The 14,861-nt window shown below is 61.2% G+C and carries 14 protein-coding genes; 11 read left to right on the top strand and 3 right to left on the bottom strand.

Going from position 1 to position 14,861, the window contains the following annotated elements; all coding sequences use genetic code 11:
• The first annotated feature begins 49 nt into the window (after nucleotides 1–49).
• The 6 genes from ROSMUC_RS18075 (at nucleotide 50) to ROSMUC_RS18100 (ending at nucleotide 7,606) form a co-directional block, all read left to right on the top strand.
• Complete coding sequence (locus ROSMUC_RS18075; protein ID WP_037275958.1) at nucleotides 50–1,078, top strand: BMP family protein; 1,029 nt, start codon at nucleotides 50–52, stop codon at nucleotides 1,076–1,078.
• Nucleotides 1,079–2,626: an ABC transporter ATP-binding protein gene (locus ROSMUC_RS18080; RefSeq protein ID WP_037275959.1), complete on the top strand. Its 1,548-nt coding sequence runs from the start codon at nucleotides 1,079–1,081 to the stop codon at nucleotides 2,624–2,626. It abuts the gene before it with no gap.
• Nucleotides 2,616–3,665 (top strand): ABC transporter permease, encoded by a 1,050-nt coding sequence (locus ROSMUC_RS18085; protein WP_037275962.1) that lies wholly within the window; start codon nucleotides 2,616–2,618, stop codon nucleotides 3,663–3,665. The genes ROSMUC_RS18080 and ROSMUC_RS18085 overlap by 11 nt, the downstream gene beginning before the upstream one ends.
• Nucleotides 3,666–3,668: 3 nt before the next feature.
• Nucleotides 3,669–4,613, top strand: coding sequence for an ABC transporter permease (locus ROSMUC_RS18090; RefSeq protein ID WP_037275964.1), 945 nt, complete (start codon nucleotides 3,669–3,671; stop codon nucleotides 4,611–4,613).
• Nucleotides 4,613–5,890, top strand: a complete 1,278-nt coding sequence (locus ROSMUC_RS18095; RefSeq protein ID WP_037275967.1) for an amidohydrolase family protein — start codon at nucleotides 4,613–4,615, stop codon at nucleotides 5,888–5,890. Before ROSMUC_RS18090 ends, ROSMUC_RS18095 begins: the two co-directional genes overlap by 1 nt.
• A 96-nt stretch (nucleotides 5,891–5,986) precedes the next feature.
• Nucleotides 5,987–7,606 carry a DUF4139 domain-containing protein gene (locus tag ROSMUC_RS18100; protein ID WP_037275969.1) on the top strand — a complete coding sequence of 540 codons (1,620 nt, stop codon included), beginning with the start codon at nucleotides 5,987–5,989 and terminating at the stop codon, nucleotides 7,604–7,606.
• A gap of 10 nt (nucleotides 7,607–7,616) precedes the next feature.
• Here the strand turns inward: ROSMUC_RS18100 and ROSMUC_RS18105 are convergent, their stop codons facing one another.
• Entirely contained in the window at nucleotides 7,617–8,438 is an 822-nt protein-coding gene (locus ROSMUC_RS18105) for an ABC transporter permease (protein ID WP_037275972.1), read from the bottom strand.
• Between the two features lie 134 nt (nucleotides 8,439–8,572).
• Between ROSMUC_RS18105 and cysQ the strand changes: the two genes are divergently transcribed.
• The 5 genes from cysQ to ROSMUC_RS18130 all read left to right on the top strand — a co-directional run bounded on the left by cysQ (nucleotide 8,573) and on the right by ROSMUC_RS18130 (nucleotide 13,253).
• Complete coding sequence (cysQ, locus tag ROSMUC_RS18110; protein WP_037275975.1) at nucleotides 8,573–9,370, top strand: 3'(2'),5'-bisphosphate nucleotidase CysQ; 798 nt, start codon at nucleotides 8,573–8,575, stop codon at nucleotides 9,368–9,370.
• 1 nt (nucleotide 9,371) lies between these two features.
• The gene (locus tag ROSMUC_RS18115) at nucleotides 9,372–10,172 is read left to right on the top strand and encodes a 3-deoxy-manno-octulosonate cytidylyltransferase (RefSeq protein ID WP_037275977.1); all 801 of its coding nucleotides are present in this window, start codon (nucleotides 9,372–9,374) and stop codon (nucleotides 10,170–10,172) included.
• A 114-nt stretch (nucleotides 10,173–10,286) separates the two neighbouring features.
• Nucleotides 10,287–11,180, top strand: a complete 894-nt coding sequence (locus ROSMUC_RS18120; RefSeq protein ID WP_037275979.1) for a UTP--glucose-1-phosphate uridylyltransferase — start codon at nucleotides 10,287–10,289, stop codon at nucleotides 11,178–11,180.
• Nucleotides 11,181–11,201: 21 nt separating this feature from the next.
• On the top strand, nucleotides 11,202–12,185 hold the full coding sequence (gene galE / locus ROSMUC_RS18125) for a UDP-glucose 4-epimerase GalE (protein ID WP_037275983.1): 984 nt from the start codon (nucleotides 11,202–11,204) through the stop codon (nucleotides 12,183–12,185).
• Nucleotides 12,186–12,221: 36 nt separating this feature from the next.
• Nucleotides 12,222–13,253 carry a glycosyltransferase family 2 protein gene (locus tag ROSMUC_RS18130; protein ID WP_037275986.1) on the top strand — a complete coding sequence of 344 codons (1,032 nt, stop codon included), beginning with the start codon at nucleotides 12,222–12,224 and terminating at the stop codon, nucleotides 13,251–13,253.
• Here the strand turns inward: ROSMUC_RS18130 and ROSMUC_RS18135 are convergent.
• On the bottom strand, nucleotides 13,250–13,843 hold the full coding sequence (locus ROSMUC_RS18135; RefSeq protein WP_037275989.1) for an HD domain-containing protein: 594 nt from the start codon (nucleotides 13,841–13,843) through the stop codon (nucleotides 13,250–13,252). The two genes, ROSMUC_RS18130 and ROSMUC_RS18135, sit on opposite strands and share 4 nt — an antisense overlap.
• Nucleotides 13,844–13,873: 30 nt before the next feature.
• On the bottom strand, nucleotides 13,874–14,794 hold the full coding sequence (locus ROSMUC_RS18140) for an FkbM family methyltransferase (RefSeq protein WP_037275992.1): 921 nt from the start codon (nucleotides 14,792–14,794) through the stop codon (nucleotides 13,874–13,876).
• Nucleotides 14,795–14,861: the final 67 nt, after the last annotated feature.

The raw sequence follows: 14,861 nt of genomic DNA on the forward strand, positions 1-14,861 counted from the left end.
GGATAAATTTTACCAATTGGTAAAACCAAAAAGACTGCCCACTGACAACATGGAGAGCAACATGACACGCCTGCCACTTTCCCGACGTCGCTTTATGGCCACCACGGCCGGCGCCGCGCTCATCGCCGGGGCCTCTGGCCTGCGCTCGCCGCTGCGCGCCGCCGAACCGATCAAGACCGCCGGTATCTACACGGTGCCCGTCGAACAACAATGGGTCAGCCGGATTCACAAAGCCGCCATGACCGCGCAAGAGCGGGGCGATGTCGAGTATGTCTATTCCGAGAATGTCTCGAATACCGATTATGCGCGCGTCATGCGCGAATATGCCGAACAGGGCTACAAGCTCATCATCGGTGAGGTGTTCGCAGTCGAGCAAGAAGCGCGCGAAGTGGCCGCCGACTATCCCGACATCGCCTTCCTGATGGGGTCGAGCTTCAAGGAGGACCCGGCGCTGGCGAATTTCGCGGTGTTCGACAACTATATTCAGGACGCCTCTTACCTCTCGGGAATCATTGCAGGTGCGATGACCAAGACCGCCAATATCGGCATGGTCGGCGGCTTCCCGATCCCCGAGGTCAACCGCCTGATGCACGCCTTCATGGCAGGTGCCCGTGAAATGAACCCCGAGATCAAGTTTCAAGTGAGCTTTATCGGGTCTTGGTTCGATCCCCCCAAGGCCAAGGAAACCGCCTTTGCCATGATCGAGGGGGGCGCGGACATGCTCTATGCCGAACGCTTTGGCGTCTCGGACGCGGCAAAGGAAAAGGGGGTGCTGGCCATCGGCAACGTGATCGACACCCAAGCCGACTATCCCGAAACGGTCGTGGCCTCGGCCATCTGGCATTTCGAGCCGACGCTTGATGCCGCGATTGCCGCTGTTAACGCGGGCACGTTCACCGCTGCCGATTACGGCGTCTATTCCTTCATGAAGGCAGGCGGATGCTCTTTGGCGCCGCTTGGGACCTTTGAGGGCAAAGTGCCCGAGGCAGCCTTGGCGCTGGTGGCAGAACGCGAGGCGGCGATCAAGGCGGGCACCTTTACCGTCGAGATCAACGACGAAGAGCCGAAATCCTCGTAAATGACAGGCGCAGACACGGCGCAGGTCGTTCTGCGCCTTGACAGGATTACCAAGCGTTTCGGCGCGCTCACCGCGAATGACGCGGTGAGCCTCAGCCTGCACCGGGGCGAGGTCGTGGCCCTCTTGGGTGAAAACGGTGCGGGCAAGACCACGCTGATGAACATCCTGTTCGGCCAGTATACTGCCGATGAGGGACAGGTGATGGTGATGGGGCGGGCGCTGCCCCCCGGCAATCCGCGCGCCGCACTCGAGGCGGGCGTAGGCATGGTGCATCAGCATTTCACGCTGGCCGACAATCTGACTGTGCTGGAGAACGTGACACTCGGCACCGAGCCGCTCTGGCGTTGGCGGTCTGATCGTGCCGCCGCGCGCGACAAGATTGCCAAACTCTCTGCCGATTTTCATCTGGCGGTTGACCCTGACGCGCGTGTCGGCAGCCTCACCGTGGGGGAACGGCAGCGGGTCGAGATCCTAAAGGCGCTCTACCGCGAAGCGCGTATTCTCATTCTCGATGAGCCGACCGCCGTTCTGACTCCACAAGAAACCGACGATCTCTTTGCCACGCTGCGCGAGGCGGTGGCCAAAGGCCTCTCGATCGTGTTCATCAGCCACAAGCTGCATGAGGTGATGGATATTGCCCACAGGGTCGTGATCCTGCGCCATGGCAAGGTGGTGGCCGAGATGGACACCGCCAATACAGACCGTCACGCGCTAGCCGCTGCTATGGTCGGCAGTGACGTCAGCGCACCACGGGTGGCCCCCGGCACGGCTGGCGCGCCACTCTTGCAATTGCACGCCGTCACCACGGCAGACCGGGGCAGCGCGCCGGGGTTGAAATCCCTGAACCTCGCCCTGCGCGCTGGCCAGATCACCGGCCTTGCCGGAGTTTCCGGTAACGGGCAAGCGGCGCTGGCCGATCTTATCGCCGGTCTTGGCGCGCCCGCTTCAGGGCGGCTTGATCTGGGCGGCGCGGAAATGGCGCAATGGAGCCCGCGCGCTGCGGTCGAGCATGGGATTGCGCGCATCCCCGAAGACAGGCACAAAACCGGCACAATCGCCGATTTCTCCCTCACCGAGAATGCCATTCTGGAGAGCTATCACAAACCCCCGATGAGTCGCGCGGGTTGGATGAGCTGGCCCCGCGCCGAGGCCGAAACACAGGCGATCATCAAAGGCTACGACATTCGCTGCCCAGGGCCAGATACACGCATCCGCCTGCTCTCGGGCGGCAATATGCAGAAACTGATCCTTGGCCGCGTGCTCGAGGCCAATCCGCGTATCATCCTCGCCAACCAGCCCGTACGCGGACTGGACATCGGTGCCGTCAACTATGTGCATGAACAGTTGCTCAAGGCCCGCGACCGGGGCGCGGCGGTGCTGCTGATTTCCGAGGATCTGGACGAGATCATGGCGCTCTCGGACGTGATCCATGTGATGTCCGAAGGTCGCCTCTCGCCCGAGTTTGCGCGCGGCACGATGACCCCTGCCGAACTGGGCGTTTGGATGGCGGGTCATGGGTTTGATGCGGGGTTGGCACATGCGTCTTGAACCCATCGCCAACCCGAGCCTCGCGCGCAGCACCCTGCCGCCCGTTCTGGCGATTGCCGCAACGGTGATCGTGGCCTCGCTCTTGGCGATGCTGGCGGGGGCCGATCCCTTTGCCGTATTGGGATTGATCCTCAAAGGCGCGGCAGGATCAAAATTCGCCGTGTTAGAGACACTCAATCGCGCCACGCCGCTCATTTTCACCGGGCTTGCCGTGGCGGTGGCATTCCGTGCCCGGCTCTGGAACATCGGCGCGGAGGCGCAGCTTTATGCAGGGGCACTGATGACGGTGGTTCTTGGGACTGGCGCGTTGCCATGGTCTGCCACGGCGCTCTTGCCAACGCTGGTCCTCGTGTCGATGTTGGCGGGCGCGGCTGTTCTGCTCGTCCCCGCGCTGCTCAAGGTGCGGTTCGGCGTTGATGAGGTGGTCACGACGCTCCTCTTCAATTTCATCTTTCTCCTCTTCATCTCACTCCTGCTTGAAGGACCGCTCAAAGACCCGATGGGCATGGGGTGGCCCAAATCCGAACGCCTGATCGCCGAGGCACGCCTGCCGCGTATCGTCGAGGGTCTGCGCCTGCATTGGGGCTTTGCGCTGGCTCTCATCTCGGCCGCGCTCGTTTGGGTGATCCAGCGACGAACAACCCTGGGCTATGAAATGCGCGCCGTTGGCCTCAATCGTGAGGCAGCGCGCTTTGCGGGTATCCCGGTCAACGCGGTGCTGATCAAGACGGCGCTTCTGTCGGGTGGCCTTGCGGCGCTCGCCGGTTTCTCGGAGGTGGCAGGCGTCAAGGGCAGCCTCACGCTCGATCTCAGCCCCGGCTTTGGCTATACCGGGATCATTGTGGCGATGCTGGCGCTGCTCAATCCGCTCGGTGTCATCGCTGCCGCCCTCTTCGTGGCGGGTATCTTCGTGGGTGCCGACAGCATGAGCCGCGCCGTGGGCGTGCCGACCTATCTGGCCGATATCATGCTGGCGACAGCCCTCTTGCTCATGGTGCTGGCGATTTTGCTCACGCGGTTCCGGGTGGTGAGGGAATAGCGCATGGACATACTTGATATCCTCCTCTCCGCCAGTTTCTGGGCCGCCGCGATCCGCATTGCGAGCCCGCTGATCTTTGCCACCTTGGGCGAGCTGATCTGCGAGCGCGCGGGCGTGCTCAATCTTGGCATCGAGGGGATCATGGTCGCAGGTGCCTTTGCCGGATGGATGGCAGTCTATTCCGGTCTGGGTCTCTGGCCGGGTGTTGCGGTGGCGATGGTCGTCGGCATGGGCTTTGGCGCGGTGCATAGCCTCTTGACCGTGCCTTTCGGCCTCTCGCAGCATGTGGTGGGGCTTGGCGTCACGCTACTTGCTACCTCCTCGACCTATTACGCCTATCGCCTCGCTCTGCCAGAGGTGACAAGCCCGCCGAAAATCACGGCCTTTCAGCCATGGGAGATCCCGCTGCTGTCCGACATTCCGCTGATCGGCCCAGCGTTCTTTTCACAAACCCCGCTGACCTATCTGGCCTTCCTCCTTGTGGGCGTGGTCAGCCTCGTGCTCTATCGCACGCCGCTTGGCCTTGCGCTGCGCGCGGCGGGCGAGAATCCGGCGGCGGTGGCAGCACAGGGCCTGTCTGTCACGGGGCTGCGCATGGGCGCGGTCATCGTCGGATCGGGGCTGATGGCCATGGGGGGCGCATTTCTGACCATGTCGGCCTTTGACTCCTTTTTCTTCGAGATGGTCAACGGGCGCGGCTGGATCTGCATCGCGCTGGTGGTGTTTGGCGCTTGGAAACCGGGCAAGGCGCTGTTGGGCGCGGTGCTCTTTGCTGCCTTCGACGCGCTGCAAATCCGGGTTCAGCAAACACCGCTTGGCGCAGACATTCCCTATCAAATCTTCCTGATGACGCCCTATGTCCTCTCGATCCTCGCGCTCATCGTCATGTCGCGACGTGCCGAGGTGCCCGCCGCCCTGATGGTAGCCTTCAACAAGGGAGAACGCTGATGTTCGATCTGATCATCAAGGGGGGCACGCTGCCCGATGGCACCGTGGCCGATATTGGCATCACCGGCGACCGGATAACAGCGATGGGGCGGCTTGAAGGGGCCGAGGCTGGCCAAGTGATCGACGCCACCGGCGATCTCGTGAGCCCACCCTTTGTCGATCCGCATTTTCACCTAGATGCAACGCTGAGCTATGGTCTTCCGCGCATCAACGCCTCTGGCACGCTGTTGGAGGGGATCGGTCTCTGGGGTGAATTGAAGCAGATCGTCACCGAGGAAGAGATGGTCGCTCGCGCGCTCGAGTATTGCGACTGGGCCGCCTCGATGGGTCTCTTGGCGATCCGCAGCCATGTCGATACCTGCGACGACAGCCTCAAGGGCGTGGCGGCGATGCTAGAGGTGCGCGACAAGGTCAAAGGCTATATCGACCTGCAACTCGTGGCCTTTCCGCAGGACGGGTTCTACCGCGACCCAACCGCGCGCGACAACACGCTCCGCGCCCTCGACATGGGTGTCGACGTGGTGGGCGGCATCCCGCATTTCGAACGCACGATGGCGGATGGTGCGGCGTCTGTGCGGGAATTGTGCGAGATTGCGGCGGCGCGCGGCCTGCGCGTGGACATGCATTGCGACGAGAGCGATGACCCGATGAGCCGCCATATCGAAACGCTGGCCTATGAGGCCCAGCGCCTCAGGCTTCAGGGCCGGGTCGCGGGATCGCATCTCACCTCGATGCATTCGATGGACAATTACTATGTGTCGAAACTCTTGCCGCTGATGGCCGAGGCTGGCGTCGCCGCAATCCCCAACCCGCTGATCAACATCATGTTGCAGGGGCGGCACGACACCTTTCCCAAACGGCGCGGTCTGACGCGGGTCAAGGAAATGCAGGCGCAGGGCATCACCGTGGGTTGGGGGCAGGATTGCGTGCGCGACCCGTGGTACAGCCTCGGCACCGCAGACATGCTCGATGTCGCCTTCATGGGGCTGCATGTGGCGCAGATGAGTAGCCCCGAAGAGATGCGGCGCTGTTTCGACATGGTGACGATTGAGAACGCGCGCATTCTGGGGCTTACGGATTATGGCCTGCATGTGGGTGCCGTGGCTTCGCTCGTCGTACTCGACGCGGGTGATCCGATCGAAGCGGTCCGCCTGCGCGCCGCGCGCCTTGCGGTCGTGTCCAAGGGGCGGGTGATTGCGCGCAATCCACGCGGAGATGCCACACTAGAGATCGCGGGGCGGCCCGGTATGGTACGACGGCGGCACCCGGTCGCATAGGCGTATCCCGGCCTATCGCCTCGGATGACCACGCGACAGGCTTGCACCTCGGGCGACAAGTCGGGAACATCAGGCAAACTGTTCAGGAGCTTTAGCATGCGTGCCCTTTGTCTTGTTCTGCCTCTGGCGTCGCTCGCCCTGCCCGCAATGGCCGAGGATATCGCCCTCTCCAGCCGCGTCAGCGCCGTGACCCTCTATCCGCAAGGCGCAACCGTGACCCGCGAAGTGGCCTTTAGCGCCCCGGCGGGTCAGCATGACCTGATATTGGCCGATTTGCCAAAAGGCACGCCCCTCGCCTCTGTGCGGGTAGCTGTTGAGGGCGCGCGTATGGGAGGCCTCACCACGCGCAACGATTACGTACCGCCCCGCGATGCCCCCGACAGTGCGGCCCTGATCGCGGCCCGTGCCGAGGTCGAGCGGCTAGAAGAGGCATTGCGCCTTGCCCGCGAGGGCATCGCCGACATAGAGATCGAGGCTGAGGCTGCACGCGCGCGCATCGCCTTTCTGGCGCAGATCGGTCAAGGGGACGGGACCGCAACCCTGACGCCAGATCAACTGCGCGACCTGAGCGCCATGATCGGCAGCGAGACCTTGCTGGCCCGTCAGACCGAAGCCGCCGCCACCCGCCGCGCCGAGGCCGCCAAACGTGCCCTCAAGGACCAGATCAAGGCGCGCGATGCCGCGCGACAAGCGTTGAACGCACTCGTGCCCGAGGACGAGGCCCGCGCCATGCTCGCCGTGGCGATCACCTCGGATGCAGACACCCAAGGCACGCTGACCGTAACCTACACCATCCCCGATGCCGGTTGGCAGCCGCTCTATGATCTGCACCTGGCGCGCGACAGCGGCGCACTCAGGATCGAACGCGGTGCGTTTGTGCAGCAATCCACCGGTGAGAATTGGCAAGACATCGCGCTCACCCTCTCGACCCTGCGACCGTCGGAACAGACCGAACCGGGACAAATCTGGCCTTGGATCGTGCGGATTGATGATCCCAAGGCGATTCAACCGATGGCGCGCGGCAAGGCCGAAGCGGTGTTCATGGCCGCACCCGTGGCAGAGGCCGCAACCTCTGACATGGCCGTTGCCAGCTTTAATGGGCTATCGGTCAGCTATAGCTATCCCGCCCCTGTCAGTGTCACCACCGGGGCCGATAATGTGCGCCTCATGCTGGCCCCGATGGAAACCAAGGCCGAGGTCGTGGCACAGGCGGTGCCGATGCTGGATCAGACCGCCTATCTTATGGCGCGCCTGACGAATGACACCGGCGAGATACTCTTGCCCACATCCGAGGCGCGGTTCTACCTCGATGGGCGCTATGTCGGGCAACGCTGGCTCAACCTGATCGCGGACGGGGACAAGGCCGACGTGTCCTTTGGCCCGATCGAGGGGCTGCGCCTGACCCGTCTGGTGCGCGACCGCAACGAAGGCGACCGGGGCATCCTCACGAAATCCAATGAGCAGACAGAGACAGTCGAGATCACCGTCGAGAACCTGACAGGAGAGGTATGGCCGCTGCGCCTGATCGACCGCGTGCCAGTGTCCGAACAAGAGGATCTGGAGATAACCTGGACTGCCGAGCCGATGCCCGCCGAGCGGGACATTGAGGGCGCGCGCGGGATTTTGGCGTGGACATTTGATCTACCTGCCCGAGAAACGCAGACAATCACGGTAAAAACGCGGATGACATGGCCCGAAGGCAAGGTGCTGCAATGATACTGGCGGTTTAGCGCCGCGCTTCCCAACTGCTCGACGCATACTGGCGGGTGTAGAATTCCGCCATCAGCCCGATCATCAGAAGTGCAATACCGACGTAATACGGATACTCAAGCGAGGTCCGGTGCGGAAAATAGTTGATGAACACGAAACCGCGCGTCTGGTCGATGATGTGAAACAGTGGGTTCCAGTCAAACATGTTCATCATGAATGTGGGCAAGGTGTTCACCACGAACATCTTGCCTGAGGCGATCATATTGGCCCGCTGATAGATCATGGCAAAGATCGTCACGAAGCCCGGTGCCCATGGCTTGATCGCCAAGAGCACGAGACCTACAGCAACACCTATGAACCACGCGGTCAGGATCATGCCAAAGGCCTGAATGGGCTGGTAGATGGTGATCGGCACGAAACCCACATGGTAAACGAAAAGCACCACAAAAAGCGATAGAACTTGAATGTAGAGCGAGCTGAGCGCCGCCGAACAGATCGCGATGACCGTGTTCATCGGCGCGTGTTGCATCATGGGAGATGCTGGCCCCTCGGCCCCCATGACCGCGCTCATCGCCTTGATATGGGTGATGTAAACAAAGATGCCGGACATCATGAACAGTAGGAAATCACCACGAATTTTCATGCCTTTGAGGCCAAGCACCGAGAACATGAAGTAAAACGCGAGCACCATGATGACCACGGTCATGATATTCTTGACCAATGCCACTACCGCATTGCCATCGCTCTTGCGGACATCCCGCACGGCGGCATGATAAATCAGCTCTGCAATGGTGATTGCCGAGTGCAGATTTGATCTGGGGCGGGTGGTCTTGAACATGGCGCGGTGCCGCTGGTCTCTGATTTTGTGGTCCGGGTTTCTTGCTGTCCTTGCGAGAGCGTATCATAAGGGCGCAGGTATAATCCATCGGTTAACGGCGCAAAGTGGCGTCTTGGCGGCAAAGGAGCGGCGATTTGGAGTATGACAAGCTGATTTCGGTGATGCGCACATTGGCGCTCGAGGCCGGGACGAAAATCATGGACATCTACGAGGCGGATGATTTCGCGGTCAAAGTAAAATCCGACGCAAGCCCCGTCACAGAGGCGGATGAGGCGGCGGATGCGATCATCTCTGCCGGGCTGCGCGCCGCTTTCCCCGAGGTTCCACTGGTCACAGAGGAACAGGCGACGTCCCATGGCGAGACGGCCAAGACCTTTTTGATCGTTGACCCCTTGGATGGCACCAAGGAATTCATCAACCGGCGCGGTGATTTCACAGTCAATATCGCCTATGTCGAGGCAGGCGTGCCGACCAGAGGCGTGGTCTATGCCCCGGCCAAAGGGCGCATGTTCTACACGCTGGCCGATGGAACATCCGTCGAGGAAGAAGGCCCGTTTTCCAAGGATGCGCCCGGCTCTCTGCACCCCGTTCGGGTGACGCAACCGGACAATACCGCGCTCATGGTCGTGGCGAGCAAATCGCACCGCGATCAGGCTACCGACGACTATATCAGCAAATACTCGGTCAAGGACATGACGAGCGCGGGCTCCTCGCTCAAGTTCTGCCTTGTCGCGACCGGCGAGGCCGATCTCTATCCCCGTTTGGGGCGCACGATGGAATGGGATACCGCCGCCGGGCATGCTGTGCTGAATGGGGCAGGTGGGCAGGTGGTGCGCTTCGAGGATCACCAGCCGTTCACTTATGGCAAGGCAGATTTTGCCAATCCGTTCTTTATCGCCCTCGCCCCCGGCGTGGTTCTGAAAGGAGCATAAGATGAGCGTCGTCATCGTCATTCCTGCGCGCTATGCCTCGACCCGCTATCCCGGCAAACCGCTGGTGGCCCTGACCGGGGCCACGGGCGAGGCCAAGAGCCTGATCCAACGCTCATGGGAGGCCGCCTGTCAGGTGCAGGGTGTCGACCGGGTTGTTGTGGCCACCGATGACGACCGTATCCGCGCAGCCTCCGAGGCATTCGGTGCAGAGGTCGTCATGACCTCTGAAAGTTGCGGCAATGGCACCGAACGCTGTGCCGAGGCACTGGAGGTCATGGGCGGCAGCTATGACATCATCGTCAACCTGCAAGGCGACGCACCGCTCACCCCGCATTGGTTCGTCGAGGATCTGATCGCGGGCCTGCGCTCAGATTCCGGGGCAGAGGTGGCGACGCCCGTTCTGCGATGCGACGGCCGCGCCCTCAACGGCTTTCTCGACGACCGCGCAAATGGCCGGGTCGGCGGCACAACGGCGGTCTTTGGCGAGGGCGCGCGCGCGCTCTATTTCTCCAAGGAGGTGATTCCCTACACCCCTCGTCGCTATGAGGCCGAGGAGGAGACGCCCGTCTTTCACCATGTCGGTGTCTACGCCTACCGCCCGCAAGCGCTGCGCGACTATGCCACCTGGCCCATGGGGCCGCTGGAAAAGCTCGAAGGGCTAGAGCAGTTGCGGTTTCTCGAACGCGGTCGCGCCGTGCTATGCGTCGAGGTCGCAGCGCAGGGACGACAATTCTGGGAGCTGAACAACCCCGAGGATGTGCCCCGGATCGAGGCGATGATGCAAGAAATGGGCATGGGCTAAAGGCCGCTCATCAATACCCTGCCAAATCGCAACATTTCGCGAATTTTCCCCTTAACACGATGCAAAAGACGTCGCTGTTGTGTAAGGTGACCAAAAGTTTTCCAGGAGCATTCCATGCGTAGCAAAGTAACCAAGGCAATCTTTCCAGTCGCCGGGCTTGGAACACGGTTCCTGCCAGCCACGAAATCGGTGCCCAAGGAAATCATGACGCTGGTTGATCGTCCCTTGGTGCAATACGCCATAGATGAGGCGCGCGCCGCCGGGATCAAGGAATTCATCTTCATCACCTCGCGCGGCAAAGGTGCGCTTGAGGATTATTTCGACTACGCCCCTCAGCTTGAGGCCGAGCTGCGCCGCAAAGGTAAGGATGACCTGCTCGAGATCTTGAAATCCACCAACATGGACAGCGGCGAAGTGGCATATATGCGCCAGCACAAGCCGCTAGGTCTGGGCCATGCCGTGTGGTGCGCGCGGCGGCTCATCTCGAACGAACCCTTTGCCGTGATCCTGCCGGATGACGTGATTGCCGCGGAAAAACCCTGTCTTGCACAGATGGTCGAGGCCTTTGAGGAAACGCAGGGCAATATCGTGGCGGCGATGGAAGTGCCAGATTCCATGACGAGCTCTTACGGTATTCTCGATATCAAAGAGGATATGGGAAGCATCGTGTCGACCAAAGGCATGGTGGAAAAACCAGCCGCAGGCACGGCCCCCTCGAACCTCGCGGTGATCGGGCGCTATATCCTGACCCCTACCGTCTTGCAGAAACTCAACCGCAAGCAGGCTGGCGCAGGTGGCGAAATCCAACTGACCGATGCCATTGATGCCGCGCGCGAAGATGGCGAGGAGGTTTACGGTTTCCGCTTTCAGGGCCAGCGGTTCGATTGCGGCTCTAAAGCAGGGTTCTTGCAGGCAACCGTGGCTTTTGCGCTGGCGCGCGACGAGTTGCGGGATGAACTTTGGAATTATATTTCGGACGTGGTTCACTCTGAAAAAGCGGCTCAGTAAGACACCACGAAAGGACTACTGGTGACGCATATTCTGGTCACAGGCGGGGCGGGCTATATCGGCAGCCACGCCTGCAAGACATTGGCGGCTGCGGGCTATACGCCCGTCACCTACGATAATCTGTGCACCGGGTGGCAGGACGCGGTGAAATTCGGCCCCTTCGAGAAGGGCAATCTGACGGACCGTGCGCGACTTGACGAGGTGTTTGCCACCTATCGGCCCGCAGCCGTGATGCATTTTGCAGCACTCAGCCAAGTGGGCGAGAGCATGCGCGATCCGGGTCTCTATTGGCACAACAACGTCGCCGGGTCGCTGTCGCTAATTCAGGCGGCGGTGGCAGCGAACTGTCTCGACTTTGTGTTCTCCTCGACCTGCGCCACCTATGGCGATCAGGACAACGTGCTGCTTGACGAGGGGTGCGCGCAGTATCCGATCAATGCCTATGGTGCCTCCAAGCGCGCCATCGAGGATATGCTCCACGATTTCGGGGCCGCATATGGCCTGCGCCATGTGATTTTCCGCTATTTCAACGTCGCGGGTGCCGACCCAGAGGCAGAGATCGGTGAATTCCACCAACCCGAAACCCACCTTATCCCGCTGATGCTGGATGCAATCGACGGCAAGCGTGATGCGCTGACGATCTTTGGCACGGATTACGACACGCCCGACGGCACCTGCATCCGCGATTATGTGCATGTCAGTGACCTGGTTGATGCACATGTTCTTGGCCTCAAATGGCTGGAGGCAGGCAAGGGCAGCCGCATTTTCAACCTTGGCACCGGCACCGGATTTTCCGTGCGCGAGGTGATCGACCAATCTGCGGCCGTGACCAACCGGGCTGTGCCCGTGGTCGAAGGCGCACGGCGGCCAGGCGATTGCACGCGGCTTGTTTCGGGATCGACCCGCGCCGCGGCAGAGCTGGGCTGGCAACCGAAACGCTCCACGCTCATACAGATGATCGGGGATGCGTGGCGCTGGCATCAGACTGGACATTACGACAAATAGCGCTGACTCTGCCGCTTGGGGGATCACGGGGACCGCATGGCCACAGGCGAGAGGATCAGCGATCTGGCGATGACCTATCGCCTACGGTGGAAGCGGCGGCGCCTGCTGTGGCGTAGCTTTCGCAAAAGGCGGCAATTGCGCAGTGTTCGTGACAAAACAGCCCAGATCAAACCCGGTGATATCCTCTGCTTCAGCACAGTCCGAAACGAGGTGGTGCGACTACCCTATTTTCTTGACCATCACCGTCGCTTGGGTGTGCGGCATTTCCTGATTGTCGAAAATGCCAGCGACGATGGCACACGTGACTATCTGGCCGCGCAACCCGATGTCTCGCTCTGGAGCACGGACCATAGCTACAAGCTGTCGCGCTTTGGCGTCGATTGGCTGACTTGGTTGCAGATGAAACACGGCCACGGCCACTGGTGCCTGACCTTGGATGCCGATGAATGCCTGATCTATCCCTATCACGACACCCGCCCCCTTCCCGCGCTTTGTGAATGGCTGGAGGGGCAAAAGCGCCGCTCTTTCGGCGCGCTGATGCTGGATATGTACCCCCAAGGCCCGCTATCGCAACATCCCTATGAGGCCGGATCATACCCGTTCGCGGCGCTGTGCTGGTTCGATGGCGGTAATTATGGAATGCGGCAAAAACGGGATTTGCAGAACCTTTGGATTCAAGGCGGCCCACGCGCCCGAATGTTCTTTGCCAGCGATCCACGCCGCGCACCGACCATGGGCAAGGTGCCTTTGGTCAAATGGAACCGGCGTTATGCCTACGTGAGTTCCGCGCATGCACTCCTGCCCCGACGGCTAAATCATGTCTATGACACGGCTGGGGGCGAGTTGACGTCCGGCATCCTGTTGCACAGCAAGTTCCTCAACACCGTGGTCGAACGCTCTGCCGAAGAAAAGGCCCGACAAGAGCATTTTGCCAATAGTAGTCTCTATGACGGCTACTATGACGCCTTGCAGGCAGACCCGGATCTATGGTGCGAAGGTTCGACCCGGCTGGTTGGCTGGCGCCAACTCGAGGCAATGGGCCTCATGTCGCGCGGCGGTTGGATCTAGCCCATCTCGGCGATAAGGGCCTGATATCGCGCAGTGTAGTCCTGCCGCGTCTCGACCGGGGGACGAAGAGCGATGCAAAGCCCCTGCAGCAGCGCAGGATCAGGTTTGCCAAAAAAACGATCCGCCTCAGCCACTGTGAACCCCGCGATCTCCGTCGCTTCCATCCAGGCGCTTATTTTATCGGCCTGCTTGATCTGTTTCTTGATCGCAGGCGGGATCGTGGCAGGCAGGCCAAAGCGGATGTGGATCGCCGCCGCAAGCCGTTTGTCAAGTTCATCATATCCCGGCCCGACCGCGTTCTTGACCGGGGAAATCATGTCGCCGATCACGTATTCCGGCGCATCATGCAAGAGCGCGGCCAGTCGCCATTTGGCGGGCGCAGCAGGCGTCAGGCGGGAATAGAGCCTTTCTACCAACAAGGAGTGCTCGGCCACGGAATAGGCAAAGTCACCCAAGGTCTGCCCATTCCAACGGGCAACAAAGCTGAGCCCATGAGCAATATCCTCAATCTCGATATCCACCGGAGTGGGATCGAGTAAATCGAGCCTACGGCCCGAGAGCATCTTTTGCCAGGCGCGGGGTTTGGGCATGCGGCCTCCGGAAATGTTGGACGATCCTGCCTAGCGCGGCACGGCCGATTTTGCAAAGCCCTGCATGATCCCCGCCAGAAGAGGCGAGTCAGCGCGCGCGGCAACAAAGTTGTAACCCTTGAATGGATCGCTCTTGAGAGCCCGGATTGTGGCAATGTCGGGCATGGCAGTCAGGCCATTTTCGCTGGAGTAGACACTAAGCCCAGGCTGTGCCAGCAAATGCGCGCTCACCGTGCAGTCCGGATCGCTGCCATGATCCTCGTAGATCAGAACCGATCCTTCGGCGATGGCGCGGGCGGCACCCGAAATGGCCGCAATTTCTGCTCCTTCGACATCAAGCTTGATCAGCGCGGCAGTGCCGGGGGGGACAAGATCGTCGATGGCAAGCGTCGTCACGGTCTCGGTCCGGTCCTGCGCACTCGCTGGGATGTCGCCCATCAAGCGGGCAGAGGCATGGCTGAGATGGGTATTCACAAAAGTCAGAACCTGACCAGACAGCGCATGGATCGCCGCACGGTGAAGCGTGACACCCGGCAGCGCGGAGGCATTGCCCCGCAACCGATCGAATGTCCGCGCTGAAGCCTCGACCGCGATCACGCGCTCAAAGAGCGGCACGGCGCGGGTGGTCCAATACCCCATATTTGCGCCGAGATCGCAAAAGAGCGGCGTCGCCCCGGCGGCAGCGCGCAACACCGCGTCAACCTCGGGCTCATAGGGCGCAAGATAAAGCGCGAAGCGAGTCCAATAGCCATCGTTGAGGAGGATACGATAGGGTGCCGCCTCCTCGTCATGCAGGATCACCGCATTCTCGGGGTCGAAAAGCCGCCCAAGCCCACGCGCAAACCGGCCATAGAGCCCGCGTGTCACGGCAACGCGAAAGAGCCCCATCAAGAGCGTGTATTGCAGCCGCGCGGCAGGGCTGGAGAAGGTGAGGCGAGGTGAGGCGATCATGGCGACAGACCTAGGCAATGGTCGATCCGGGTGCAAACCCTAAACACAGGGGTAACACGCGCTTGTG

The sequence above is a fragment of the Roseovarius mucosus DSM 17069 genome (assembly GCF_000768555.3).
Lineage (GTDB): Bacteria > Pseudomonadota > Alphaproteobacteria > Rhodobacterales > Rhodobacteraceae > Roseovarius > Roseovarius mucosus.